Source organism: Leucobacter weissii (assembly GCF_017565745.1).
In the GTDB taxonomy this organism is placed as follows: domain Bacteria; phylum Actinomycetota; class Actinomycetes; order Actinomycetales; family Microbacteriaceae; genus Leucobacter; species Leucobacter weissii.
This window is the reverse complement of record NZ_JAGDYM010000003.1, coordinates 241,985-267,075: the sequence shown is the minus strand read 5'-3', so window position 1 is coordinate 267,075 and position 25,091 is coordinate 241,985. Positions and strand designations below refer to the sequence as shown.

Annotated in this window: 24 protein-coding genes; 9 read left to right on the top strand and 15 right to left on the bottom strand. The window is 70.5% G+C overall.

All coding sequences use genetic code 11. The annotated features are described in order from the left end of the window. Positions 1 to 115 precede the first annotated feature (115 nt). The gene (locus J4H92_RS02080; protein WP_208095405.1) at positions 116 to 1,855 is read right to left on the bottom strand and encodes a urocanate hydratase; all 1,740 of its coding nucleotides are present in this window, start codon (positions 1,853 to 1,855) and stop codon (positions 116 to 118) included. Between the two features lie 244 nt (positions 1,856 to 2,099). On the opposite strand from J4H92_RS02080, the gene J4H92_RS02075 reads away from it, so the two are divergent. After that, entirely contained in the window at positions 2,100 to 2,927 is an 828-nt protein-coding gene (locus J4H92_RS02075) for a CPBP family intramembrane glutamic endopeptidase (protein ID WP_341782970.1), read from the top strand. Positions 2,928 to 2,935: 8 nt separating this feature from the next. Here the strand turns inward: J4H92_RS02075 and J4H92_RS02070 are convergent, their stop codons facing one another. The 9 genes from J4H92_RS02070 to ychF form a co-directional block, all read right to left on the bottom strand. Beyond that, entirely contained in the window at positions 2,936 to 3,964 is a 1,029-nt protein-coding gene (locus J4H92_RS02070; protein WP_208095402.1) for a hypothetical protein, read from the bottom strand. Positions 3,965 to 3,981: 17 nt separating this feature from the next. Beyond that, entirely contained in the window at positions 3,982 to 4,917 is a 936-nt protein-coding gene (locus tag J4H92_RS02065) for a homocysteine S-methyltransferase family protein (protein ID WP_208095400.1), read from the bottom strand. Further along, the gene (locus J4H92_RS02060) at positions 4,907 to 5,116 is read right to left on the bottom strand and encodes a DUF4287 domain-containing protein (RefSeq protein WP_208095398.1); all 210 of its coding nucleotides are present in this window, start codon (positions 5,114 to 5,116) and stop codon (positions 4,907 to 4,909) included. The genes J4H92_RS02065 and J4H92_RS02060 overlap by 11 nt, the downstream gene beginning before the upstream one ends. A 13-nt stretch (positions 5,117 to 5,129) precedes the next feature. Further along, positions 5,130 to 5,927 (bottom strand): CAP domain-containing protein, encoded by a 798-nt coding sequence (locus J4H92_RS02055; protein ID WP_208095396.1) that lies wholly within the window; start codon positions 5,925 to 5,927, stop codon positions 5,130 to 5,132. A gap of 93 nt (positions 5,928 to 6,020) precedes the next feature. After that, positions 6,021 to 6,440 carry a VOC family protein gene (locus J4H92_RS02050; protein ID WP_208095394.1) on the bottom strand — a complete coding sequence of 140 codons (420 nt, stop codon included), beginning with the start codon at positions 6,438 to 6,440 and terminating at the stop codon, positions 6,021 to 6,023. A gap of 122 nt (positions 6,441 to 6,562) precedes the next feature. Continuing rightward, positions 6,563 to 7,966: a glutamate decarboxylase gene (gene gad / locus J4H92_RS02045; RefSeq protein WP_208095392.1), complete on the bottom strand. Its 1,404-nt coding sequence runs from the start codon at positions 7,964 to 7,966 to the stop codon at positions 6,563 to 6,565. A gap of 133 nt (positions 7,967 to 8,099) precedes the next feature. Continuing rightward, positions 8,100 to 8,516: a hypothetical protein gene (locus tag J4H92_RS02040; protein WP_208095391.1), complete on the bottom strand. Its 417-nt coding sequence runs from the start codon at positions 8,514 to 8,516 to the stop codon at positions 8,100 to 8,102. Next, positions 8,509 to 8,748, bottom strand: a complete 240-nt coding sequence (locus J4H92_RS02035) for a hypothetical protein (RefSeq protein ID WP_208095389.1) — start codon at positions 8,746 to 8,748, stop codon at positions 8,509 to 8,511. Before J4H92_RS02035 ends, J4H92_RS02040 begins: the two co-directional genes overlap by 8 nt. Before the next feature lie 217 nt (positions 8,749 to 8,965). After that, the gene (gene ychF, locus J4H92_RS02030) at positions 8,966 to 10,039 is read right to left on the bottom strand and encodes a redox-regulated ATPase YchF (protein ID WP_208095387.1); all 1,074 of its coding nucleotides are present in this window, start codon (positions 10,037 to 10,039) and stop codon (positions 8,966 to 8,968) included. A gap of 247 nt (positions 10,040 to 10,286) precedes the next feature. On the opposite strand from ychF, the gene J4H92_RS02025 reads away from it, so the two are divergent. Continuing rightward, complete coding sequence (locus J4H92_RS02025; protein ID WP_208095385.1) at positions 10,287 to 10,871, top strand: exonuclease domain-containing protein; 585 nt, start codon at positions 10,287 to 10,289, stop codon at positions 10,869 to 10,871. A gap of 18 nt (positions 10,872 to 10,889) precedes the next feature. Here J4H92_RS02025 and glpX read toward each other — a convergent pair whose 3' ends face one another. Beyond that, the gene (gene glpX / locus J4H92_RS02020; protein WP_208095383.1) at positions 10,890 to 11,873 is read right to left on the bottom strand and encodes a class II fructose-bisphosphatase; all 984 of its coding nucleotides are present in this window, start codon (positions 11,871 to 11,873) and stop codon (positions 10,890 to 10,892) included. A 153-nt stretch (positions 11,874 to 12,026) separates the two neighbouring features. On the opposite strand from glpX, the gene fbaA reads away from it, so the two are divergent. Further along, positions 12,027 to 13,055 (top strand): class II fructose-bisphosphate aldolase, encoded by a 1,029-nt coding sequence (gene fbaA / locus J4H92_RS02015; protein WP_208095381.1) that lies wholly within the window; start codon positions 12,027 to 12,029, stop codon positions 13,053 to 13,055. 155 nt (positions 13,056 to 13,210) lie between these two features. Then, positions 13,211 to 13,894: a DUF6264 family protein gene (locus J4H92_RS02010; RefSeq protein ID WP_208095379.1), complete on the top strand. Its 684-nt coding sequence runs from the start codon at positions 13,211 to 13,213 to the stop codon at positions 13,892 to 13,894. Positions 13,895 to 13,915: 21 nt separating this feature from the next. Here the strand turns inward: J4H92_RS02010 and J4H92_RS02005 are convergent, their stop codons facing one another. The 3 genes from J4H92_RS02005 to J4H92_RS01995 form a co-directional block, all read right to left on the bottom strand. Continuing rightward, complete coding sequence (locus J4H92_RS02005; protein ID WP_341782969.1) at positions 13,916 to 14,818, bottom strand: GTP pyrophosphokinase; 903 nt, start codon at positions 14,816 to 14,818, stop codon at positions 13,916 to 13,918. 101 nt (positions 14,819 to 14,919) lie between these two features. Further along, positions 14,920 to 16,773 carry a hypothetical protein gene (locus J4H92_RS02000; protein ID WP_243751879.1) on the bottom strand — a complete coding sequence of 618 codons (1,854 nt, stop codon included), beginning with the start codon at positions 16,771 to 16,773 and terminating at the stop codon, positions 14,920 to 14,922. 98 nt (positions 16,774 to 16,871) lie between these two features. Next, the gene (locus tag J4H92_RS01995; protein WP_424960854.1) at positions 16,872 to 17,969 is read right to left on the bottom strand and encodes a 4-hydroxy-3-methylbut-2-enyl diphosphate reductase; all 1,098 of its coding nucleotides are present in this window, start codon (positions 17,967 to 17,969) and stop codon (positions 16,872 to 16,874) included. Positions 17,970 to 18,141: 172 nt separating this feature from the next. On the opposite strand from J4H92_RS01995, the gene xseA reads away from it, so the two are divergent. Together xseA and J4H92_RS01985 are read left to right on the top strand one after the other, a co-directional pair. Further along, complete coding sequence (gene xseA, locus J4H92_RS01990) at positions 18,142 to 19,368, top strand: exodeoxyribonuclease VII large subunit (RefSeq protein ID WP_208095377.1); 1,227 nt, start codon at positions 18,142 to 18,144, stop codon at positions 19,366 to 19,368. A gap of 70 nt (positions 19,369 to 19,438) precedes the next feature. After that, positions 19,439 to 19,963 carry an Lrp/AsnC family transcriptional regulator gene (locus tag J4H92_RS01985; RefSeq protein ID WP_208095375.1) on the top strand — a complete coding sequence of 175 codons (525 nt, stop codon included), beginning with the start codon at positions 19,439 to 19,441 and terminating at the stop codon, positions 19,961 to 19,963. Positions 19,964 to 19,985: 22 nt separating this feature from the next. On the opposite strand, the gene J4H92_RS01980 is transcribed toward J4H92_RS01985, so the two are convergent. Next, complete coding sequence (locus J4H92_RS01980; protein WP_208095373.1) at positions 19,986 to 21,107, bottom strand: class II histone deacetylase; 1,122 nt, start codon at positions 21,105 to 21,107, stop codon at positions 19,986 to 19,988. Positions 21,108 to 21,445: 338 nt separating this feature from the next. Between J4H92_RS01980 and J4H92_RS01975 the strand changes: the two genes are divergently transcribed. From J4H92_RS01975 to J4H92_RS01965, 3 genes are all read left to right on the top strand, one after another. Next, the gene (locus J4H92_RS01975) at positions 21,446 to 22,396 is read left to right on the top strand and encodes a sugar ABC transporter substrate-binding protein (RefSeq protein WP_341782968.1); all 951 of its coding nucleotides are present in this window, start codon (positions 21,446 to 21,448) and stop codon (positions 22,394 to 22,396) included. Between the two features lie 115 nt (positions 22,397 to 22,511). Further along, positions 22,512 to 23,996 (top strand): ATP-binding cassette domain-containing protein, encoded by a 1,485-nt coding sequence (locus tag J4H92_RS01970; RefSeq protein ID WP_208095369.1) that lies wholly within the window; start codon positions 22,512 to 22,514, stop codon positions 23,994 to 23,996. Between the two features lie 25 nt (positions 23,997 to 24,021). Then, positions 24,022 to 25,050, top strand: a complete 1,029-nt coding sequence (locus tag J4H92_RS01965) for an ABC transporter permease (protein WP_208095368.1) — start codon at positions 24,022 to 24,024, stop codon at positions 25,048 to 25,050. The last annotated feature ends 41 nt before the right edge of the window (positions 25,051 to 25,091 follow it).

Sequence of the window (25,091 nt, the reverse complement as noted above, 5' to 3'; positions counted from 1 at the left end):
CGGTCCCTGAGCTTGTCGAAGGGCGAGTCGAGTCCCACGACCGACCACCCGTCAACGGACCCCGCGCCCTTCGACAAGCTCAGGGTACGGGACGGGATCCGGGCACGGAACCGGCTCAGTCGCGGAGCACGGGCTCCATCGGCACCCGCACTCCGCGCTCCGCGGCGACGTCGGCGGCGCGCCGGTAGCCCGCGTCGACGTGCCGGATCACGCCCATGCCGGGGTCGTTCGTCAGCAGGCGCTGCAGCTTCTCGGCCGCGAGCGGGGTGCCGTCGGCGACCGAGACCTGCCCCGCGTGGATGGAGCGTCCGATACCGACGCCGCCGCCGTGATGCAGTGACACCCAGGTCGCCCCCGAGGATGCGGCGGTGAGCGCGTTCAGCAGCGGCCAGTCGGCGATGGCGTCCGAACCGTCGGCCATCGCCTCGGTCTCCCGGTAGGGGGAGGCGACCGAGCCGGAGTCGAGGTGGTCCCGCCCGATCACGAGCGGGGCCGAGATCCGGCCCGCGGCGACGAGCTCGTTGAAGCGCACCGCCGCCCGTGCCCGCTCGCCGTAGCCCAGCCAGCAGATGCGGGCGGGCAGGCCCTCGAACTCCACGCGGTCCTGCGCCGCGCGGATCCAGCGGCGCAGGTGCTCGTTCTCCGGGAACAGCTCGAGGATCGCCTCGTCGGTCACGCGGATGTCCTCGGGGTCGCCCGAGAGCGCCGCCCAGCGGAACGGGCCCAGCCCCTCGCAGAACAGCGGACGGATGTACGCCGGCACGAAGCCGGGGAACGCGAAGGCCCGATCGTAGCCGCCGAGCCGGGCCTCGTCGCGGATCGAGTTGCCGTAGTCGAAGACCTCGGCGCCGGCGTCCTGGAACTCCACCATCGCCCGCACCTGCGCGGCCATCGAGGCACGGGCGTCGCGCGTGAAGCCCTCGGGATCCGCGGCGGCGCGCTCCCGCCACTCCTCGACGGCGGTGCCGACCGGCAGATAGCTCAGCGGATCGTGCGCGGAGGTCTGGTCGGTCACGATGTCGACCGTGATCTCCCCCGCGCGGTGGCGGCGCAGGATCTCGGGGAACACCTCGGCGGCGTTGCCGACGAGTCCGACCGACCAGCCGCGCCGCTCGTCCTTCGCCCGCTGCACGGCGGCGAGCGCCCGGTCCAGATCCTCGGCCACCTCGTCGAGGTAGCGCTTGCCCACCCGCCGCCGGAGGCGGCTCTCGTCGACGTCGACGATCAGGCAGGCGCCGCCGTTCAGCGTGACCGCGAGCGGCTGCGCGCCCCCCATGCCGCCGCACCCGCCGGTCAGGGTGAGCGTTCCGGCCAGCGCCGCGGCATCCCCCGCCTCCGCGGCATCCCCGCCGCGCGCCGCGAGCTTCCGCCCGACCGCGGCGAAGGTCTCGAAGGTGCCCTGGAGGATGCCCTGGGTGCCGATGTAGATCCAGGATCCCGCGGTCATCTGCCCGTACATGATGAGGCCCTCCGCCTCGAGCCTGCGGAACTCGGGCCAGTTCGCCCAGTCGCCGACGAGGTTGGAGTTGGCGATCAGCACGCGCGGCGCCCACACGCTGGTGCGGAAGACGCCGACCGGTTTGCCCGACTGCACGAGCAGCGTCTCGTCCTCCTCGAGATCGCGCAGCGTCTCGACGATCGCGTCGTAGGCCGCCCAGTCCCGCGCCGCACGGCCGGTGCCGCCGTAGACGACGAGATCCTCGGGGTGCTCCGCGACCTCCGGATCGAGGTTGTTCATGAGCATGCGCAGCGGGGCCTCGGTCTGCCAGCTCTTCGCGGTGAGGTCGGTGCCGCGCGGGGCGCGGATACTCCGACCAGGCTCAGTGCGGGCGCTGCGTGCGCCGGGGAGTGCCATGGCGGGTCCTTTCGATGCGGGGTCGCGGATGCCTCCATCCCATCGCGCGCCCCGCGGTGCGGCAACGCCGCCGAGAGCGCCGCTGTCCGGGATCCCGGACTCCCCCGGTCGGCGATCCGGGGTTCCGCTCCCACTGGGACCGCGTTCGACGAGTGGGACCCTGTTCGACGGCGGAGACCGGACCCACTCGCCGAACCGCGTCCCGTCCGCCATGCGATCGGCCGCTTGGCGCTACGCTGAGCGGGTGAGTCCATCACCCCCCGTGCCGCATCGCCCGTCCGCGACCCTGAGCCGCCCCGAGGCGCTCCGCCTGCGCTGGGAGATCGGGATCGTGCTCGCCCTCTCCTACGGGGCCTCGGGCGTCTACGCCGTCGTCGCGATCGTCGACCGCGTCACCCGCGAGACCGCGCTCTCCGAGCAGACCGCGACCATCAACCGCTCGCTCAACGAACGCGCGGGCTTCGACCTGGTCTACCAGCTGCTCGGCATCGCCTTCGGGCTCGCCCCGGTGGCGCTGGTCGCCTATCTGCTCTGGCAGAGGAGCCGCCCGCACCTCGCGGGGCTCGGGCTGGGCGGTCGCCCGGGATCCGGAGGCGGGGGGTGGATCCGCGAGGCGGGCGGCGGTCTGCTGCTCGCCGCCGCGATCGGCATTCCGGGACTGGGCTTCTACGTGCTCGCCCGGGCGATCGGGATCAACACCACCGTCGTGCCGACCGCGCTGGACGCCGCCTGGTGGACGGTGCCCGTGCTGGTGCTGAGCGCGCTCCGCGCCGCACTCGGCGAGGAGCTGATCGTGGTCGCCTACCTCTTCGAGCGGCTGCGGCGGCTCGGCGTGGGCCCCGTCGCCACGATCGTCTCGAGCGCGCTGCTGCGCGGCAGCTACCACCTCTACCAGGGGTTCGGGGGCTTCATCGGCAACGTGGTGATGGGGCTCGTCTTCGGCTGGGCCTACCGCCGCTGGGGACGCTCGCTCCCGCTCATCGTCGCGCACTGGGTGCTCGACATCGTGAGTTTCGTCGGCTACCCGCTGGCCGTCGCCTGGTGGCCGGCGCTCTTCGCGCTCGCCGCCTGAACCGGCCCCTACTCGAAGGTCGGCACGGTCGCGGCGACGAGCCCCCACACCTCGTTGTAGAGTTCCGGCGCCTCGGCGCACGTCTCCGCGGGGCGATGCACCTCGATCTCTCCCTCTGCGTCCCTGGTGAGGCCGAAGCCCTCCCGCATCTCCGCGCAGGAATCGGGGAACTGCGGCAGCAGGGTGCCGCCGAGGAGGATGAGGGTCTCGTTGTCGGCGCCCTCGAAGCGGAACTGCGGCCATCCGAACTTCTCGGAGATCTGACCGTTCACGCCCCAGTCGGGGATCGGAAAGTTGCCGGTCTGGCCGACCTCGACCTCGGGGGCCTCGTCGGCGTCGTCGTCGGGTTCCGGCTCGGGTTCGGGCGTCGGATCCTCCGCCGGCGCCGTCGGGGTCACCGGCGGCGTGGTCGGAGCCGTCGTCGGGGCCGGGTCCGCCCCGTTCCCCCGGATCGCGAGAACGATGAGCACGGCGGCGACGAGCACCACCGCCGCGCCGACGCCGGTGACGATCCAGGGCATCAGGCGGGATCGTCTCCGCTCCTGCCCGGTCGCGGAGACGGGCTCGTAGTCGGTCGGCCGCGCGGGTTCGGCGGAGGGCCCGAAGCCGAGCGCCGCGGGCAGCTCCTGGGTCGACGGGGCGACGAACGGCGCCGCCTGCGCTGCGTCCGGCTGTCGGGGGAAGGGGGCCGTGGGCACGGCCGGCGCCTGTTCCGGCACCGGGGCCGCGGGCTGCGCGGTGCGCGGAGCCGACTGCCGTCGGGCCGCTCGGGCCGACGGCGGAGGGCCGGGAAGGATCAGCGGCGTGACCTCGGGCGATCCGGGATCGTGACCCGCGCCGATGACCTCCTCGAAGCTCGGCTGCGCGCCACCCTGATGCGCGGGCGGAGCGGCGACGGGCTGGCCGTACGGAGCCGGATTCGCACCGACCGCGGGCGCCGCCGGACCGGGTGCGGGATCCTGCGTCTCGTCCTCCTCGGGCTCGTCGCCCCCGATGGTCGCGGACTCGAGGAACTCGCGCAGCTCATCATCGTTCATCCTGACAGACTACATTCTCAGCGCTCGGAGGTCTCCTCGGCCGCCAGCTCACGCGCGAGCGCCGCGATGTGCGGCGCATCGGTGCCGCAGCAGCCGCCCAGCAGCCGCACGGACGGCAGCTGCCCGGTCAATGCGACCACGCGGCGGGCGAACTCGCCGGGAGGATCTCCCGGTCCGTCGTCGCCGCGCCGGGCCGCGTTCAATCGCAGGCCGATGATCCGGGCCAGGAGGTTCGCGGCTCGGCGGGCGTCCGAGCCCTCCGTCGCGGCGGTCCGCACCTCGACGGCGTGCGCGCAGTTGACCAGGAACCCGAGTGCGGCGCCGTCCGTCGCCTCATCGACGGCGGCGATGCCGTCGATGAGCTCCGTGCCGTCCGCCAGTCTGCCGTCCGCATCCACGGTGAAGGAGACCGCCGCGGGGAGGCCGTGCTCGACGGCGGCGCGGACGACCCCGATCCCCTCGGCGGCGTCCAGCGTCGTCACCGAGGTGATCCGGTCCGCCCCGGCCTCGGCGAGGGCCGAGATCTGCCGGCTGTGGTACGCCTGCCACGCGGCGGGGTCGGCCCGCTGCGCGGCGTCGAAGTCGTCGTAGCGCGGCCCGACGCAGCCATTGACGACGGAGTCGGAAACGATCCCGCGTTCGACGATCAGGTCCTGCAGCAGCCGAACCGCCTCCCGGTTGGCGCTCTCGACGCGACCGGGGGCGTAGCCGAGCCGGCGCACCCAGTCCGGGTTGGCTCGCCAGGTCGGCGTATCGAGGACGATCGGGCGCCTCTCGCGGGCCGCGATCTCCAGAAAGGGAAGGTAGTACTCGCGCAGGGCCAGCCGCCCCGGCGCGGTGTCGAGCAGCGCGAAGGCGGCGAACTCGGGCAGCTCCTGACCGAGCCGGTCGATGAGCGCCGTCTCGATGCCGCCGTCTGCCAGAGCGACGGGAGGCTGGACCTCAGGCCCCATCGCGCTCGGACCGGAACACGTGGACGAGGGCGTTCGCGTGCCCGTGGCCCATGCCGAGCTCCTTGAGATGGGCGACCTGCTCCATGTGCTTCTCTCCCGCGAGCGGTCGCAACTCGGCGATCCACTCGTCGATGGTCCGCCCGTACTTCGCCTCGATCGCGGGGAAATACGATCTCGGCCCCTTCACCGGCTCGGTCATGCCGCCTCCTCCGTCACCTGATCCTCGCGGTCGCCGTCGAGGTTCTCGAGGTCGTCTTGACCCCCGACTTCTTGCCGGTGACCTTGACTCGGATCCTCTTGTTCTTGTCCGCGGAGGTGAGACGGTACTTCGCCTTCGTCGCGCCCGCGATATTCTTGCCGTTCCGCAGCCATCGATAGCTGAACTTGGCGCCGCCGGGCTTCCAGGTCCCGCGCTTGGCCGTCAGGACCCTGCCCGTCTTCCTGACGCCCGAGATCTTCGGCCTGGACGTCTTCTTGAACTTCGCACGCGACCGCTCCCCCGGCACCCCTTTGGGGTACTTCCCGAACACCTGCGTGTAATACGGGACGCCGTCCTCGGAGTAGGCGAGCCCGACCCCGATATGCGTGAAATCCCCCAGCATGTTCTTGCGGTGACCCTCCGAGCCGTGCCAGGCGGAGACGACCGAGCGCGCGGAGGCATGACCGGCGGCGACGTTCTCGCCGTACTTCCGCCAGCCCTTGGGGATCTGCTTCGAGCCGTTCGGGTTGTGGTGCATCTTCTTCTTGCGGGCCTGCACCGCCGACCAGTTCTGCGCCACCGTCTGAACCTTCTTGCTGGCCTTCAGCGGTTTCAGCTTCGCGTCGGAGCGACGCTTGTTGGTGAGCTTCAGGATGTCGGCGCGCACCTGGGCGATATCCGCCTTCGAAGCGGATTTCCGGACGAGGGCGGCGGAGGCCGCACTGGCCGGAGCGGGGCCGTCGAACACCGCCGACGATCCACACGCCAGCACCAGCATCGTGGTGACGGCCAAGCCGAGCACTCGCTTCACCAGGTCTCCCCCTCCGCATCACCGAGCCCTGCACAAAGCCTCAACTTCAGCTACAGGTTACACGGTCGATGCGTACCAGGGAATAGTCAGAGATCACGCATTCTCGTAGGAGAATGCCCACATGACGCCGAAGCGGTCGAAGACCTGCCCGTAGAGATCGCCCCAGGGCGCGATCTCGAGCGGCATCCCCACGGTCCCTCCCCCGTCGAGCAGCCCCTGGAACAGCTCGCGCGCCTCGTCCGGGGTCTCGGCGGTGTAGAGCAGGGAGTACGCGGTGTCCCTGAGGGGGTACTCCTTGTCGTCAACGACATCGCTGCCGGCGATCTCGCCGGCGGGCAGTTTGAGCGTCGCGTGTGCCACGGCGTTCGGGTCCGGTTCGAAGGGCAGTCCCTCGAGCGGCATGTCCGAGTAGCGGACGATCTCGAGTTCCCCTCCGAGGACGGAATGCCAGTGCTCCAGCACCTCCGCGGTGTTGCCGGGGAACGCGAAGTAGGTGGCGAGTGTTGACGGCATGCGAGGCTCCTTCTGCGCTGAGGATTCGAGGCGTCGGCGGCGCTGCGACCACGACAGCTCCAGTATGACGCAGCGTCGTCGAGGGCGACAGCCCCGTTCGGGATCCCGGCCCCGGGTTCTCCTCAGTGCGCGAAGCCGGCGCCTCGCGCAGCCCGCGGCAGCGGCGCATCGAGCGAATCGAGGAAGGCGACCTCCTCCTCGATGACGCCGAGCAGCTGCCCCGCGAGGTCCCGGCTCAGTCCGGCGCGCACGACGATGCGCTGCACCACGAGATCGGTGATGCTCTCCGGCATCGGATACGCGGGAACGAGCCAGCCGCGCATGCGCAGTCGGTCGGCGAGGTCGTACAGCTCCCAGTTCCGCGTGTGCCCGGGCTTCAGCCTCCAGGCGAACACGGGGATGGTGTCTCCCCTGCTGATGAGCTCGAAGGGCCCCAGCCCTGCGATCGCCGAGGAGAGGAACTGCGCCACCTCGAGGGAGTTCCGCTGCACCAGGCCGTAGCCCTCGCGCCCCAGCCGCAGGAACTGGTAGTACTGCAGCAGGACCTGGGCCCCGGGCCGCGAGAAGTTCAGGGCCAGCGTCGGCATGTCGCCGCCGAGATAGCTGACGTGGAAGATCAGGCTCTCGGGGAGCGCCTCGCGGTCGCGCCAGACGACCCACCCCACGCCCGGATAGACGAGGCCGTACTTGTGGCCCGAGGTGCTGATGGAGTTCACCCGCGCCACGCCGAAATCCCACTCGAGCTCCGGCTGGCAGAACGGGGCCACCATGGCGCCGGAGGCGCCGTCGACATGGATCCTGATGTCGAGCCCGGTGCGCTGCTGGATCCCGTCCAGTTCCTCCGAGATCTGCTTCACCGGGTCGTACAGGCCGGTGTACGTCTGACCGAGGATCGCCACGACGCCGATGGTGTTCTCGTCGACGTACTGCTCGAGCCCGTGCCCGTCGAGCACCAGGCGATCGAGCGTCACCGGCACGTACCTCGGCTCGACATCCCAGTAGTTGCAGAACTTCTCCCAGACGACCTGCACGCCGGCGGACATCACCAGATTGGGCGTGCCGGTCGGCGCCCCCTCGGCCGAGCGCCTCTCCTGCCACAGCCGCTTGAGCGCGAGCCCGCCCAGCATGCACGCCTCGGACGACCCGATCGTGGAGGTGCCGATGGTGTTCCCCGGATCGGGGACGTGCCAGAGATCCGCGAGTATCCGCCAGCAGCGCTCCTCGATCTCGGCGGTAGCCGGATACTCGTCCTTGTCGATCATGTTCTTGTCGGCGGTCTCCGCGTAGAGGCGCTGCGCCTCGTCGTCCATCCACGTGGACACGAACGTCGCGAGGTTCAGCCGCGAGTTGCCGTCGAGCATCGCCTCGTCGTGGACGATCTGATACGCGGTGCTCGGCGACATCTGCCGCTCGGGCATCACGAACCTGGGGAGCTGACTGGCCTCGCCCGGCCGCACGAAGACCGGGTTGAGATCGATCTCGGCGGGCGGCTCGTTCTCCGCGCGCTGCGGGGAGGCTGGGGTCATGACGGTGCTCCTTGACTGGTGCGGGGACGGGCGGTGACGAGGATGCGCCCTGCCTAGCGAGCCTACGCGGCGGTCTCCGCGAGGACCACCCGCGGCGAGTCGGTCCCGTGCGACTCTTCCGGAGGCGTCGACCTCACGCGCGTGCGTGCAGGGCGCGGATCGCCGCCGCGGCGAACATGGCGGGCGTCGACCACTCGAGTTCGGCGGTCTCGGTGCGGATCCGCCGGACCACGGTCGCCTCGTAGAGACCGAGCTCCTCCGCCGACTTCGCGTCACGGCGAGAGCCGGGGACGAGCTCGAGCACGTCGATCTCCGCCGTCTCGAAGCTCAGCGGCCGCTCCCCGGCGCTCGCGCCTTCGAAGGTCAGGAGCTTCGGATCGATCCGCCACATGCCGGTGCGCCACTCACGGGTGGCGAAACCGGTCTGACGGCCCGAGAGCACCCGGACGCCGCAGGGGAAGACGCCCCTCCGCACCTCGCGCCTCCAGTCGCGGCGCTGCACGGTCCTGGTGATCGACCAGGTCGCCTGGCTGAAGAGGCACTCAAGCATGCAGATCTCGCAACGTCGCGCCCACCCGCGCGGCGTCTTCCTCCGCGAATCGATACCCGCTGACCTCGACCGCCCCGATCCCGTCGGGCGCGCCGTCGACCGGATAGCAGCGTCGCTCGATCGCGCCGCCGTTGCGGATCCGCGCCAGCTCGGCGTCGGCGTCGGCGTCGGCGTCGGGCAGACGATAGCCGAGCTCGCCTTCGAGGCGCCCGGTCGAGCGTTCCAGCGTCATGGGACCGGTGTCAGCGGGCCGGGAGTATCCCGGCCTCGTGCTCATGACGGGCGCCGGGCGACATCGGCCGGGCGAGAGGGATCTCCGCACGGAGAGTCGAAGGCTTCGGCGTGCGATGGAAGAGTGCCACGGCACAAGCCTACCCGCCCCGTCCGAGCAGGACCGTGCTCCCGGATTCGCCACCGGCCGGAGGCCGCCCCGCTCGCCACCGCCGGTGCTACACGTTGAAGCGCCACTCGCAGACGTCGCCGTCCTGCATCACGTAGTCCTTACCCTCCATGCGGGCCTTGCCCTTCGAGCGGGCCTCGGCGACCGACCCCGCCTCGACCAGATCGTCGAAGGAGATGATCTCGCCCTTGATGAAGCCCTTCTCGAAATCGGTGTGGATCACGCCGGCGGCCTGCGGCGCCGTCGCGCCGCGCGGAATCGTCCAGGCCCGCGCCTCCTTGGGCCCGGCCGTGAGATAGGTCTGCAGCCCGAGGGTCTCGAAGCCCACGCGCGCCAGCTGATCCAGGCCGCTCTCCTCCTGGCCGATCGAGGCCAGCAGCTCCGCGGCATCCTCGTCGTCGAGCTCCACGAGCTCGCTCTCGAGCTTCGCGTCGAGGAAGATCGCCTTGGCCGGCGCGACGAGCGCCGCCAGCTCGTCCAGGCGGGCAGGATCCTGCAGCACCCCCTCGTCCACGTTGAACACGTAGAGGAAGGGCTTCGCGGTCAGCAGCCCGAGCTCGCGGATCGGTTCGAGGTCGATCCCCGTCTGCGAGAGCGGCGTCCCCGCGTTCAGCGCGTCGACGGCGGCCCGTGCCGCATCGACCACGGCCGAGTCGATCTTCTTCGACTTCAGCTCCTTCTCATAGCGCACGAGCGCCTTCTCGAGCGTCTGCAGGTCGGCGAGGATGAGCTCGGTGTTGATCGTCTCCATGTCGCCCGCGGGGTTCACGGCCCCGTCGACGTGCACGACGTCGGGATCGCTGAAGCCGCGCACCACCTGCGCGATGGCATCGGCCTCGCGGATGTTGGCGAGGAACTGGTTGCCGAGCCCTTCGCCCTCGCTCGCGCCGCGCACGATGCCCGCGATGTCGACGAAGCTGACGGGGGCGGGCAGGATCCGCTCGCTGCCGAAGATCTGTGCCAGTCTCTCCAGGCGCGGGTCGGGCAGGTTCACCACGCCCACGTTCGGCTCGATGGTCGCGAACGGGTAGTTCGCCGCGAGCGCGTCGTTGCGGGTGAGCGCGTTGAAGAGGGTGGACTTGCCGACGTTGGGCAGACCTACGATTCCGATTGTTAGAGCCACGGGTGACGAGTCTACCGGGGTCGGTGTCCCTCCCGCGCGGTTGCGCCCGGGTCGCGGACGCGACGGGCCGCCCGCCGCGCGGCCGGGGGCGGGAGGCCGGCGCGATCGGTCTCTTCTTGCCCTTTGGGGGAGGCTGAAAGGGCGGTTCGGGTCCTTTCGCGGGGATCGGGGAGCGGAACGGAGGAGCGAGAGGGGGAGCGGGAGGGAACAGAGCGATGGTGTGGGAGGTCTGTGCCAGAGTAGAGGGATGCCCGTGGATTTCACCGCGATCGATTTCGAGACCGCCAACAGCAACGCCGCCTCGGCCTGCGCGGTGGGCCTGGTCCGGGTCCGCGACGGGCGCGCCGTCGCGCGCGCGAGCTGGCTGATCCGCCCGCCCGCCGAGCACGCCGAGTTCCTGCCCTTCAACATCAAGATCCACGGGATCACGCCGGAGATGGTGGAGGAGGCCGAGGACTGGGGCGGCCAGCTGGACGCCCTGCGCGACTTCATCGGCGACGACATCGCCGTCGCGCACAACGCCGGCTTCGACATGGGCGTGATCCGCGCCGCCTGCGCCGCCACGATCACGCCGACCCCGAAGCTGCGCTACCTGTGCAGCGTGCAGGTGTCGCGCAAGACCTACGACATCCCCTCGCACCGGCTGCCCCTCGCGGCCGAGGCCGCCGGCTTCGGCGCCTTCGCCCACCACGAGGCGCTCGCCGACGCCGAGGCCTGCGCCGCGATCGTCTCTGACGCCGCCCGCCGGCACGGGGCTGAGGATCTGCCCGCGCTCGCGAAGACGATCGGCCTCAGGATCCAGCAGCTGAAGGCGATCCCGCTCGAGCTGTAGGGCCCGTCGAGGCCCGGATCAGTACCAGCGGTTGGGGCGCTGGTCGGTGATGACCCTCCGGATGGTGCCCGAGTAGGAGCGCATCACGACGCTCTCGGTCCGCAGGAACGGACCGCGCCGCTGCACGCCGTCGAGGAAGTCGGCCGAGGTGATGCCGGTCGCGACGAAGTAGGTGTTGTCGCTCGCGACCAGGTCGTCCGCGTGGAGCACGCGATCGAGATCGTGCCCCGCGTCGAGGGCGCGCTCGCGCTCCTCGTCGTCCTTCGGCCAGAGCCGCCCCTGGATCACTCCGCCGAGCGCCTTCACCGCGCAGGCCGTGATGATGCCCTCCGGGGTGCCGCCGATCCCGACGCACAGGTCGATCCTCGAGTCCCACTGCGCGGCGTTGACGCCGCCGGCGACGTCGCCGTCCATGATGAGGCGGGTGCCCGCCCCCGCCTCGCGGATATCGGCGATCAGCTGCTCGTGGCGCGGCCGGTCGAGCACGGCGACGCGGATGTCGCTGACCTCGACGTCCTTCGCGCGGGCGAGCGCGCGGATGTTCTCGCCGATCGGCCGATCCATGTCGACGACGCCGACGCCCTCGGGACCGCAGACCAGCTTGTCCATGTAGAACACGGCGGAGGGATCGTACATGCTTCCGCGATCCGCGACCGCGATCACCGAGAGCGCGCCCATGCGCCCCTCCGCGGTCAGTCGCGTGCCGTCGATCGGGTCGACGGCCACGTCGCACTCGGCGCCCTCGCCGTTGCCCACCTCCTCGCCGTTGTAGAGCCACGGGGCGTCGTCCTTCTCGCCCTCGCCGATCACGACCGTGCCGCGCATGCTGACGGTGGAGAGGAAGCGGCGCATCGCGTCGACCGCGGCCCCGTCGGCGGCGTTCTTGTCGCCCCTCCCGACCCAGGGCGTCGCCCGGATCGCCGCCGCCTCGGTGGCGCGCACGAGCTCCATCGCGAGGTTCCGATCGGGCTGCCATTCGCCCAGCGTGGTCTGTTCGGTCATGCTGCGGTCTTTTCTGTCGTGCGGGGCTTCCCGCGCGCGGCGCGCGGCCCGTCACACCAGACTACCGCCCCGGGTCGCGGAACCTCAGCGCCCGCGGAGCCAATGCTCGTAGAATTGAAGCGCCCAGCCGACGCCCCCTCCCAAGGAGTTCCGATGCCTCTCGCCTCTCCCGAACAGTACGCCTCCATGCTCGACGCCGCCAAGTCCGGGGGTTTCGCCTTCCCCGCCATCAATGTCTCGAGCTCGCAGACGCTGAACGCGGCGCTGCAGGGGCTCGCCGAAGCCGGCAGCGACGGCATCGTCCAGGTGAGCTTCGGCGGCGCCGACTACTTCGCCGGTCAGGCGGTGAAGAATCGCGCCGGCGGGGCGATCGCCTTCGCCAAGTACGCCGAGGAGGTGGCGAAGGCCTACGACGTCACCGTCGCGCTGCACACCGATCATTGCCCGAAGGACCATCTCGAGACCTTCGTGCTGCCGTTGCTCGCCGCCAGCGAGGAGCGGGTCGCCTCCGGCGGGCGGCCCTACTTCCAGTCGCACATGTGGGACGGGTCGGCGATCCCGCTGGGGGAGAACCTCGAGATCGCCCGGGAGCTGCTCCCCCGGATGTCGCGGGCCGGGATCGTGCTCGAGGTCGAGATCGGCGTCGTCGGCGGCGAGGAGGACGGGATCACCCACGAGATCAACGACCAGCTCTACACGACGCTCGAGGATGCGGTGGCCACGGTCGAGGCCCTCGGACTGGGCGAGCAGGGCCGCTACCTCACCGCACTGACCTTCGGCAACGTCCACGGCGTCTACAAGCCGGGCGGGGTGACGCTGCGACCCGAACTGCTCGCGGAGATCCAGGAGGGGCTCGCCGCGAAATACGGCACCGGGGCGAAGCCGCTCGACCTGGTGTTCCACGGCGGCTCGGGATCCTCTGCCGAGGAGATCGCCGAGGCGGTGTCGAACGGCGTGATCAAGATGAACATCGACACGGACACCCAGTACGCCTTCACCCGCCCCGCTGCCGACTTCATCCTGAAGAACTACGACGGGGTGCTGAAGATCGACGGCGAGGTCGGCAACAAGAAGCAGTACGACCCGCGAGCGTGGGGCAAGGCCGCCGAGCGCGGCATGGCGGCCCGCGTGGTCGAGGCCGCCCAGCAGCTCGGCTCGGCGGGCCGATCGGTCAGCGCCTGATGCCGGACGAGAACGAGGAGCGACAGGCTCGCAGACCGGCACCGCAGTACGGCGAGTACGCTGCACCCGCGTCGGATCAGGGAACTCCCATTTCTGGGAGTTCCCCCGACGCGCCGAGCCCGTCCCGGGCTCGGGAGACGAACACCCCGGGAGGGGTGCCGCGGTACGGCGAGCTGGCGCCGACCGAGGACCAGGGAACCCCCGTCTCCGGGAGTTCGCCCGACGCGCCGGAGCCGTCGACGCAGCGACCAGCCGGCGCCCCCGGAGGCGCGCAGCCCGTCCCCGGAGTGCCGCACAACCTCGGCGCATCCGGCTCCCCGTCCGCGACCCGGAGCCCCGTCTCTCCCCCGTCCGACTCCCCGGCAACGCCGCCCGATCCGGCCCGACAGCCCTACGCGCCGGCCGAGGGCGCAGCTGCGCGGGTCTCCGGCGGGCGACGCGCCGACCGGATCATCACGATCCTCCTGCTGGTCTTCGCGACGTTCGGCGCGCTGTACTCGGCGTTCTCGCTGAACCAGCTGCCGAGCACGCTGACGCTGCTCGGCTCGGTGCTGGAGGTCGAGGGATTCACCGTGCCCTCCTCGGTGGGAACCCTCGGGACGGTGGGCGCCCTCGCGATCTTCGCGCTCTACGCGGTCACGCTCATCTCCTCGATCCAACGGCTGCGCGCGCGCAAGATCGCCTTCTGGGTGCCGCTCACGGCGGGGGTGATCGCGTTCGTCGTCACCTTCTCGCTCACCGCCGTCGCACTGAACCAGGCCCCGGAGCTGATCCAGGTGCTGACCGATCCCGATTCGACGGCGAAGCTGCTGGAGTACCTGAGTTCGCCGACCCCCTGACGGGACCGCGATGCGAGCCGGTCAGCCGGAGCCGCCGCCCGCCGCGCCGTCGGAGTTGCCTCCCAGCGAATCGGCGCTGCGTCGGACGAGCGTATCCCGTCCGGACCCGCGGATGGCGATGTGCAACCACTCCATGGTCGAGTCGAGCCGGCTCGCCTGCTCTGCGGCGTCCGAGAGTCCGCCGAGGAGCTCGGAGGGAACCTCGCGGTCGTACTTGTAGTAGATCCGGTGCTCGAGACTCGCCCAGAAGTCCATCGCGATCGTGCGCAGCTGCACCTCCACGATGGTCTGCACCGGTCCGCTGGAGAGGAACACCGGCACCTTCAGCAGCAGGTGCAGGCTCCGGTATCCGTTCGGCTTGGGCTTGGCGATGTAGTCCTTCACCTGGTGGACCGTGACGTCGCTGTGCGCGGTGAGCATCTCGAACACCCGGTAGACGTCCGAGACGAAGCCGCAGACCACGCGCACCCCGGCGATGTCGGTGATGGTCTCCTGCACCAGTTCGGTCTCGAGGGGGATCCCCCGGCGCCGCATCTTCTCGACGATGCTGTCCGGATCCTTGAGGCGGCTGGAGACGTGCTCGATCGGGTTGTACTCCCCGGTCTGGGTGAACTCCTCCTGCAGGATCTTGAGCTTGGTCATCACCTCGTCGATGGCGAACTTGTAGGGCATCAGGAAGCGCGCGAGCCCCTGCCGCACCTCGCGTCGCCCCTCGTTCTCGCTGAGGTCGATCTGGGACAGGTCGATCGGACCGGTGAGCGGCCGCACCGCGCTCGCTTCCGTCTCCCTGTGCGGTCGAACCCCGCCCGTCCCCGGCTCTCCCTGCGGCCGCGCCGCGCCGGCGGGGTCGACGCCTCCGGGCTGAGCGCCCGAGAGGGCCCGCCCATCGTCGGCGTCGAGCGATCGGGTCGTCGTTTCTGTCACGCCTCGACGTTACCCGATCGTGATGTGATTCGCTTGGGAATCGTCGTCCCGGGGCGGACGCGCCGCCCCGGGTGCGCGCTGCGCACGCCCGACGCCGCCGCTCAGCGCTTGGCCGTCGCGGTCTTCTTCTTCGCGGTCTTCTTGGGGGCTTCGAGCTTGAACGAGAAGCTGCCGTCCGTCACCACCGTGGGGGCGGTGAGGCTCCGGGATGTGGTCTTCGACCTTCCCCGGTTGCTCGCGGTGACGCGGGTGACGGCGATCTGGTCATTGCGCACGTTCGCGTCGAGCTCGGCGAGCAGCGTTGCGAAGGTGCCGCCGCTCGGCTCGTACGCGAAGACCTCGTAGAAATCATCGTCGTAGAAATCGGTCTCGCCGAGTGCATCCAGCATGATCGTCGAGGTTCGCTTTCCGTTCTTGGAGACGGCGACCTTGAACGGCACGTAGCTCGTCTGCTTCTGCGCATGAGGCGCCCTGGAGAGCACCGCGCGGAAGGCATAGCTCTTGCCTCGGACGACCTTCTTCGTGCTGCCCGCCTTGATGGCCTTCCACGAGCCCCCCTGCTTGACCTGCACGCCGGTGAGCCTCGCCGCACGGTACTCCGGCGAGAACTCGGTCGAGACGCGGACCCCGGTGATCGTGACCGTCTCGAAGGGGTTGGACTGGAGCGCCGCGACGTCTTCCGCGACATCCATTCCGAGCAACTCGGCGAACGATGTAAAGCTCGCGTATCGGTTCGCGTTGCTCAGCGTCTTCGCCGCGCCGTTCGCCCGCCGATAGTCGATGCTCCATTTGACGGTCGCCGAACCCACCGAGAAGTTGTCGAGCAGGCGCATCGCGTCCTGGCCCAGTTGCGCATAGGCGGCCGGGCCGATGAGCCACTTCTCCGAGACGTGGGTGACCGCCGTGCTGCGGTGCGTGCCGACGCGGCTCTGCGTCGTCACGCGAACGGTGTCGGCGTAGGCGCCGAGGGTGCCCCGGATGCCGGCCAGACGGTCCTGGGTGATCGTGCCCACGCGCTTGCCGATCTTGCCGACCTGCTTGTAGGAGGATCCGCCGTCCGGCACGATCATCGCCGCGGTGGCGCCGTGGAAGCTCGCCGTCAGCGTGCTGTCGTAGCTGTTCGGATGCCCGTAGGCGAACACCTGGTCGCCGCAGACGGCGGTGACGGTTCCCACCGTCGCCTGCCCGACGGCCCCGTAGGCGTACGACACCGCGATGTTGCCGCCAACGACGATCGGCAGATCGTCGCCGCTGTCCACGCCGCCGTCGATCGAGCGCGCGTCGGTCGCCACCCGCTGGAACCCGGCGAAGCGCTTCGAGAGCCGTGAGGACACCCGGTCGAGCTGCGTCGCGCTCGCGCCGAAGTTGATCTGGACGGGCTTGAGCCTCTTGGCCGTCTGACCCGGATCCCCGCCGACCGCACGCGCCACCGACTGCCGCTCGGCCCCGCTCAGCGGGAGGGCTCCGGGAAGCTCGCCGATCGACTTCATGTAGGCCGCGGGGGTGACCCCGGCGACATCATGGGTCTGACTGCTGAAGCCGTAGGCCACCGCGCCGAGCAGCGCGCCGTCCGCGTCGTAGACCGGGGACCCGGAGGCGCCCGCCCAGATGCCCGCCCGGTCGACCTCGGGGCCGCTCAGGCGCACGAGCAGGAGATCCAGCGGCCGGCCGTGCGCATCGAAGCCCAGCGCGCCGTCGATCTTGCCGATGTACTCTCCGCTCAGCGTCGTCGGCGTCGTGCCCTTGACCGTGGTGAGGGCGGTCACCGGCTCATCCTCCACGAGCTCGTCGACCGGCGAGATGGCGAGCTCCTGCCCGGGCACGTCGCAGAAGACATCGGCTGCGGCGGGTGCCGCGTGCGCGGCGGGCACCGCAGCGAGCACGGTCGCGATCAGCGCGGCCACCAGGCTCGCGCCCATGACTGCGGTGTGCGGCTTCACGGAGGGACGGGGCATGATGGGCTACCTTCTCGAGGGGGTTCGTCACGTGGAGAACCGACGAAGGCTCATCCTATCCTCATCGGATGACGCGCGGACGACGATACCGCGCCGGATCAGCGGATCCGTCCTCCGAGCGCCCGCGCGTCCTTCTTGCCGGAGGCGTCCTGCCGCAGCTCCTTCGGCAGCGAGAAGACCAGATCCTCCTCGGCGGTGACGGTGGCCCGCACATCGGCGTAGCCGGCGTCGGCGAGGTCGTCGAGGAGCTCCTGCACGAGCACCTCGGGCACGGAGGCGCCGCTGGTCACCCCGATCGTGCGCACGCCGTCGAGCCACTCCTGCTTCACCTCGCTGGAGAAGTCGACGCGATAGGCGGCCTTCGCCCCGTATTCGAGGGCGACCTCGACGAGCCGCACGGAGTTCGAGGAGTTGGAGGATCCCACCACCAGCACGAGATCCGCGTCCGGCGCGATCTTCTTGATCGCCACCTGGCGGTTCTGCGTCGCGTAGCAGATGTCGTCGCTCGGCGGATCCTGCAGCTTCGGGAAGCGCTCGCGCAGCCGCCGCACGGTCTCCATCGTCTCGTCGACCGAGAGCGTGGTCTGCGAGAGCCACACGAGCCGCTCGGGATCCTTCACCTCGAGATCGTCGACGTCGTCGGGCGAGTTGACAATCGTGATGTGCTCCGGAGCCTCGCCGCTGGTGCCCTCGACCTCCTCGTGGCCGGTGTGCCCGATGAGGAGGATCTCCATGTCCTGCTTGGCGAAGCGCACCGCCTCGCGGTGCACCTTGGTGACGAGCGGGCAGGTCGCGTCGATGGCGTGCAGGCCGCGATCCTCGGCCGCGCTGACGACGGCGGGAGAGACGCCGTGCGCCGAGAACACGACGTTGGCCCCGGGCGGCACCTCGTCGACCTCCTCGACGAAGATCGCGCCCATCTTCTCGAGCGTGCGGACCACATGCACGTTGTGCACGATCTGCTTGCGCACGTAGACCGGGGCTCCGTAGCGGTCGAGCGCCTTCTCGACGGCGACCACCGCGCGATCCACGCCGGCGCAGTAGCCGCGAGGGGCCGCGAGCAGCACCTGCTTGGCCCCGTCGACGGGCAGGTCCTTCAACCGCCCCGCCTCGCGCCGCACGCGCGGCATGGCCAGGCTCACCACCGGGGCGCCGATGGTGCGCTGATCCTGCACGGCTAGAGCCTGGGCACTCATGCGAGCGATTCTACCGTTCGTCGCCGAGAGAAGCCGGTGTGCGCGATCCCGCTTCAGGCTGAGACTGCGCCTCTGGCTGATCGATCGGCCTCCGAGGATCAGCCCGAAGGCCGATCTCAGCCCGAGCGCCGGCCTCCGCGCCGAGCCGACCGCGCGCCGGTAGGGTTGAGGCATGGCTGAGCGCACCGACCCCGCGACGCGGGACGCGCCATGGCCGGTCGGCGTGATGAGCGACAAGATCGCGGAGTGGGTCGACCGGCTGGGCCAGGTCTGGGTCGAGGGCGAGATCACCCAGTGGCAGCTGCGCGGCGGGCACGTCTACGGCAAGCTGAGGGATCTGGAGCGCGATGCCACGGTCAGCTTCACCGTGTGGCGATCCGTCGCGCAGCGGCTGAGCAGCGAGTTCGCCCAGGGAGACCGCGTCATCGCGCTCGTCAAACCCAACTTCTGGGTGAAGGGCGGCACCCTCACCGTGCAGGTGTTCGACCTCTCGCACGTCGGGCTCGGCGAGCTGCTGCAGCGCCTCGAGGAGCTGCGGCGACGGCTGGCCGGAGAGGGCCTGTTCGACGCCGGGCGGAAGCGCCGTCTGCCGTTCCTGCCCCAGCGCATCGGGCTGGTCACGGGCCGGGACAGCGACGCGGAGAAAGACGTGATCCGCAATGCGACGCTGCGCTGGCCGGGAGTGCGCTTCCGCGTGCACTACGCGGCGGTGCAGGGCGACCGCGCGGCGTCGGAGGTGACGGCGGGGATCGCCGCACTCGACGCGGACCCCGAGGTGGACGTGATCGTGATCGCGCGCGGGGGCGGGGACTTCCAGAACCTCCTGCCGTTCAGCGACGAGGCGCTGCTGCGCGCCGCCGCCGCGGCCGCGACCCCGATCGTGAGCGCGATCGGGCACGAGGCCGACCGACCGCTGCTCGACGAGGTCGCCGACCTGCGAGCCTCGACCCCGACGGACGCGGCGAAGCGCATCGTGCCCGACGTGGGAGAGGAACTGGCCGCCCTCGACGGCGCCCGCAGCCGGATGAGCGGACGGATCGGCCAGCTGCTCGCGCACGAGACGGAGCGCGTGGGGCAGCTCAGGGCCAGGCCGGCGATGTCGCGCCCCGAGCGCATCGTCGACGAGCGGGCCGAGGAGCTCGTGCGCTGGATCGCCCGCGGCACCGAGCTCGCCGAGCGCGCGGTGGCGGATCGCGAGCGGGAGCTCTCGCACGGCCGCGCCCGCCTCGGCGCGCTGTCGCCGCGCGCGACGCTCGAGCGCGGCTACGCGATCGCGCAGCTGCACGGCGCGGAGGCGGGGGCCGTGCTGCGCGATCCGGCTGACGCTCCGGCCGGTTCAGAGCTCCGCATCACCCTGGCAGGCGGGCGGATCGGAGCGGCCTCGACGGGCCCCGCCTGATCCCGCGAGGAACCCGGCGACCGCTGCGGAACCCGCGCGCGGCGCCCGCGGCCGTGGCATACTGCCTTTCATGGCCAGAGCACCGGGTTCCGCGAACGAGCCGTTCCGCAGCCGACAGGAGGGCGCCGGAGACGCGCCCTGGGTGCTCGACGAGATCGACGAGCAGCTGATCCTGCTGCTGGAGCGCGACGGGCGCATGAGCTATGCGGATCTGGCGGCCGAGGTGGGCCTGACCCCGGGGGGCGTGCGGGCGCGCGTGAAACGGCTGCAGGAGCGCGAGGTGGTCCGCGTGATCGGCGTGACGAGCCCGCACGCCGTGGGCCTGCGCAGCATCGCGAGCCTGCAGATCGAGGTCGAGGGCGACATCGACGCGGTGGCCGACCGCATCGCCGGTTTCGACGGGGTGCGCTACCTCGTGCTCGGCACGGGTCGTTTCAGCATCCTCGTCGAGGCATATGCGGAGGACTCGGCGGCGCTGTTCACGCTCATCAACCGGCACATCCGCGAGGTCCCGGGGGTGGCGCGCATCGAGACCTTCACCTACGAGTCGGTGCACACGCACCGCCCGGTGTTCCCGATCACGAACGCGCGCTGAGCCGGCGACCGGCCCCGGCCCGTCAGCCGACGATCATGCCGAGCGCCCGCGCCAGCGCCGCCGAGCGCTCGATCGTCTCGGTCTGCCACCCGGTGAGCGCCCGCGTCGGCGACTCCCCGACCGAGATGTTCACCGGATCCTCCACGCCGGTCTCGACGCCGCTCAGCGCCTCGAGCACCGCGAGCCCGCAGAAGGGCACGTGCACCGGGGAATAGCCGCCCTCGTGCGAGAACACGATCCGACCGCCGCAGGCCTCCTCGGCGATGGCGATCAGCCGCTCGGCGATCCCCTTGAACCCGCCGGAGGTGACGCTCATGCGGCCGAGCGGGTCGAAGGCCGAGGGATCGAAGCCGCTCGAGACCATGATGAGGTCGGGCCGGAAGGCGCGGATCGCGGGACCGGCGACCCGCTCCACCACCGACCAGTACGCGCCGTCGCCCGATCCAGCGGGCAGCGGGATGTTGATGTTGGTGCCGGCGCCGTCGTCCTCGCCCTGCTCCTCGACGAGCCCGCTGTCGACGGGGAAGAGGCGGTCCTGGTGCACGGACACGGTCAGCACCTCCGGATCCCGCCAGTAGATCTTCTGAGCGCCGTTGCCGTGGTGCACGTCGTAGTCGAACACGGCGACGCGACGCACCCGGCCCGAGGCCCGGAGCGCCTCTATCGCGACCGACACGTTGGAGAAGAGGCAGTAGCCGCGGCCCAGGTCGGGCTCGGCGTGGTGCCCCGGCGGGCGCACGAGCGCGTAGGCGTTGTCGACGCGGCCGTCGACCACGGCCTCGGCCGCCGCGAGGGTGCCGCCGGCCGCCAGCTTGGCGATCTCGTAGGATCCGCGCCCGAACGGGGAGAACCCGTCGCCCGCATCGCCTCCGGAGGCGTCGGACTGCCGCCGGATCCGTTCCACGTGCTCGGGCGTGTGCACACGGAGCAGGTCCGCCTCGCCCACCTCTCTGGCGGGGATCCTGATGAGGCTGTCGATGAGGCCCGACACCTCCACGAGGGCGGCCATGCGAGATTTCGACTCCGGGCTCTCGAAGTTCCGATACGGTTGCACGAATCCCCCGGACGGGAAGATGCCGGCGTGCGTCCCCGTGTCGTGCCAGGCGTAGCGCTCGTCCCACACATACCCTGTTCTGCGCGTCATTGCGGTGTTCCTCTCGCGATTTCTGTGGCGATACCAGCTCGGCTCGTGTCGATTCATGAGCGAATCACGCACGATTGGCGGTTTAGGTACAAGATAGCCCACTTCTATTTCTGAATCACAAATATTTTTCTTATTACACTGCCGAAACATAATTGAAATAAAAAAAGTGTTGACTATTAATGCACCCCTATGGTCGTATAGTTCACACTGCGCGGCAGTGAAGCCTGCACCCGGGGAATGCGCCCGAACAGATCACGTACACGCAGCGCGGTGTTCAACCGCATCCCGCTGACGAAGGAGTCCGACCAATGAAGCGCACAAGCCGAATCCTGAGTGCGGTGGCACTCGCCTCAGCCGCAGCCCTCTCCCTGAGCGCCTGCAGCTCCGACACCGGCGGCGGAGGGGACTCCGACGCGTCGAAGGGCGCCGTCGCGATGAGCTTCGCGGGCCTTGACATCCAGATCTGGAACGACATGCTGCCGTTCATGGAGGAGGTCGTGACCGAGGCGGGCTACGAGTTCGTCACCGACGATCCGAAGTGGGACGTGAACACCCAGGTCTCCGACTGGGAATCGTGGATCGTCCGCGGCGACATCAAGGCCATCATGGGCTACCCCGCCCAGTCCGACGCCATGGTGGCGGTGACGCAGCAGGCGAGCGACGCGGGGATCCCGGTGCTCGGCTACGGCAGCACCTGGGACGGCGTCACCGCGGCCGTGGTGCTGGACCACAAGGCCGACGGACTGAAGGCGGGCGAACGCGCCGCGGAGTGGATCGAGGAGCACTACGGCGACGAGCAGGTCGACGTGGGCTTCCTCGGCTACCCGGACACCGACCTCGGGCGGCTGCGCGGCGAGGGCATCAAGGAGGCCCTGGACGCCGCCGGTCTCGACCTCAACATCAACGAGCACAGCGTGCTCAATCTCGACGACGGCTACGCGGCCGTGCAGAACCAGCTCAACGCCTTCCCCGACACCAAGGTCTGGCTGGCGATCGCCAACGATCCCGCGCTCGGCGCCTACCAGGCCCTGATCGACTCCGGCGTCTCGCCCACCGACGAGGACCTGCTGCTGCTCAACCTCGATGCGACCGACGCGGAGCTCGAGATCATCGCCGAGGAGGGCTCGTTCTGGCGCTACGCCTTCATCCCGGTCACGCGCCAGATCGCTGAGGCGAACGCCGCGATGCTCGTCGACGCCGCGAACGGCGACCCGGTGGAGGACACCGTGATCCCGACGACCGAGGTGACCAGCGCCAACGCCGAGGACTTCCTGCTCGCCAACCAGTGAGCTCGCGGGCGTCGCGTCGCCCCGACGGGGATCCCGCCGGGGCGACGTCGCGCCCCTCGACACGACGACGGCGGGCCGACGCCCGCGACGGGGCTCGGAAGGAGCACGGGGACAGATGAACGATTCCGGCAAGCGCCTGGTGTTCGACGGGGTGACGGTCGACTTCGGTGCGACCCGCGCCCTCGACGGCATCGCCTTCGACGTGGCCCCCGGCGAGATCGTGGGCCTGCTCGGGCACAACGGCGCGGGCAAGAGCACGCTGTTCAACGTGACCACCGGGGTGATCGGCGCGACCGCCGGCGGGTTCTCCGTCGACGGGCACCGGATCGACGGCCGGCTCAGCCCGCGCGAGGCGGCGGCCCTCGGGATCGCGGTGATCCATCAGGAGCCGGCCCTCGCGCCGAACATGACGGTGCTCGACAACCTCTTCCTCGCTCGCGACGCCCCTCGCGGCGCGGCGCGTCTCGAGCGCGCCCGCGAGGCGCTGGCGACGGTCGGCGCGCAGTTGCCGCTCGACATGCCCGTCGAGGCGCTGGGGCTCGGCGAGCGGCAGCTCGTGGATCTCGCCCGGGGGCTCCTCTCCGGAGAGCTGAAGGTGCTCATGCTCGACGAGCCGACCGCGGCGCTGGGCAAGGCGGAGACCGAGGCGCTGCACGCGCTGATCCGGGACTTCGCGGCCCGCGGCGTATCGGTGCTCTACGTCTCGCACCGCCTGCCGGACATCCTCGAGGTGTGCACCCGGATCGTGGTGCTCCGCGGAGGACGCCTGGTCGTGGACGGAGCCGCCGCGGATTTCACCCCCGCGAAGCTCGCCGAGGCGCTGGTGCCGGATCTGCGGTCGCTGGATTTCAGCCACGTCGAGGCCGGCGCGCAGATCCTCGCCTTCGACACGCCGGGCGGCACCATCGCCGCCCGCGCGGGCGAGGTCGTCGGGCTGTTCGGCATGGCCGGCGGCGAGCAGTTCCAGATCGCCGCCCAGCTCGCCGGCGCCGCCGAGCATCCGCGCGAGTACGCGCTGCACGGCGACCGGGTGCGCTTCCGCTCGCCGGCGGCCGCGATCCGGAGGGGCGTGTTCTACGTGCCGCCGGATCGCGAGACCGAGGGGCTGGTGGCCTCGGAGACCGGGATCGACAACGTCATGCTGCCCTGGTATGCGCAGGGCGGCTCGCGCGGCTGGTGGGTCTCGGGAACCGCCGGAGCGGAGATCTACGATCGCGCGCGGACGGCCCTCGACATCCGCGGCCCGGCGGGCACCGCCGAGGTGTCGCAGTTCTCGGGCGGCAACCGGCAGAAGCACCTGCTCGCGCGCTGGTTGTACCCGGCCGAGCCGGAACTGCTGATCCTCTCGCAGCCGACCCAGGGCGTCGACGTCGGTGCGAAGCTCGACATCGTCGAGGCCGCCCGCGCCGCGGCGCACGCGGGCGCGGCCGTCCTGGTGGCCTCCAGCGAGTCCGACGAGATCGCGAGTCTGTGCGATCGCGCCTACACCGTGCTCGGCGACCGCCTGACGCCGCTGCCGCGGACCGAGACCTTCAACGAAGACCTGCTCGCCTCCCTGCTCGCGCTGGCCGGACCGTCCACCGCGCCGCCGAACGCCTGAGCCTCCCGAACCGGAAAGAACAGACATGAACGCCGAACGCCTCAAGATCTTCGTCGCGAAGAACGGGATCTTCCTCGCCCTGATCGTGCTCGTCGCGGTCTTCTCCATCCTGCGCCCCAACTTCTTCACCCTCGCGAACGGCCAGAGCATCCTGATGCAGGCGGCCGAACTCGGGATCATCGCGATCCCCGCCGCCTTCCTCATCATGTCGGGCACGATCGACCTCTCGGTCGGAGCCGTCGCCTCGGCGGCCGCGATCACGGGCGGCATGGCCATGAGCGCCACCGGCTCGACCTCGCTGGGCTTCCTCGTCGGGATCGCGACAGGAATCGCGGCCGGCGCGCTCAACGGATTCCTCGTGTCCTATCTCAGGCTCAACTCCTTCGTGGTGACCCTGGGCGCGCTCAGCGTCTGGGGAGGATTCGCGCTGCTGCTCTCGGAGGGCAGGACCATCCCGCGCTCGGAGCTGCCCGACGCCTTCCGCGCGATCGGAACGCTCAAGGTCGGACCCGTGCCGATCCAGATCGTGGCACTGATCGCGGTCATCCTGCTGGGATGGTACGTGCTGAACCGCACCAAGTTCGGCAAGGAGGTCCGCGCGATCGGAGGGAACGAGCGCGCCGCGAGACTGATGGGCATCGATGTGAAGCGGTCCCGGTTCCTGCTGTTCGTCGCATCGGGCGCGTTCGCGGCGTTCGCGGGCCTGCTCCTCTCCGCCAAGGTGCAATCGGCCAACCCGACGATCGGCTCGGGCCTCGAGCTCGAGGCCCTCACCGTCGTGCTGCTGGGCGGCGTCGCGTTCGAGGGCGGCGTCGGCCGCATCAGCGGCGTGGTCGCCGGCCTCCTGTTCTTCCGCGTGCTCCGAGCGGGACTGGTGTTCCTCCAGGCCTCCCCGTTCCTCCAGACCATACTCGTGGGCGCCACGCTCATCGTCGCCGTCGCGCTCGACAGCTCGATCCAGCGCATGATCCGCAGCTCCTGGGCCAAGCTCGGGCGCAAGGCGGTGACGACCGCCTCCCCCGCGGACGAGGGACCTCCGACGGCGCGCACCTGACCCGGAGCCGTACGCGCGCATCCGGGCCCCGCGACGCGACC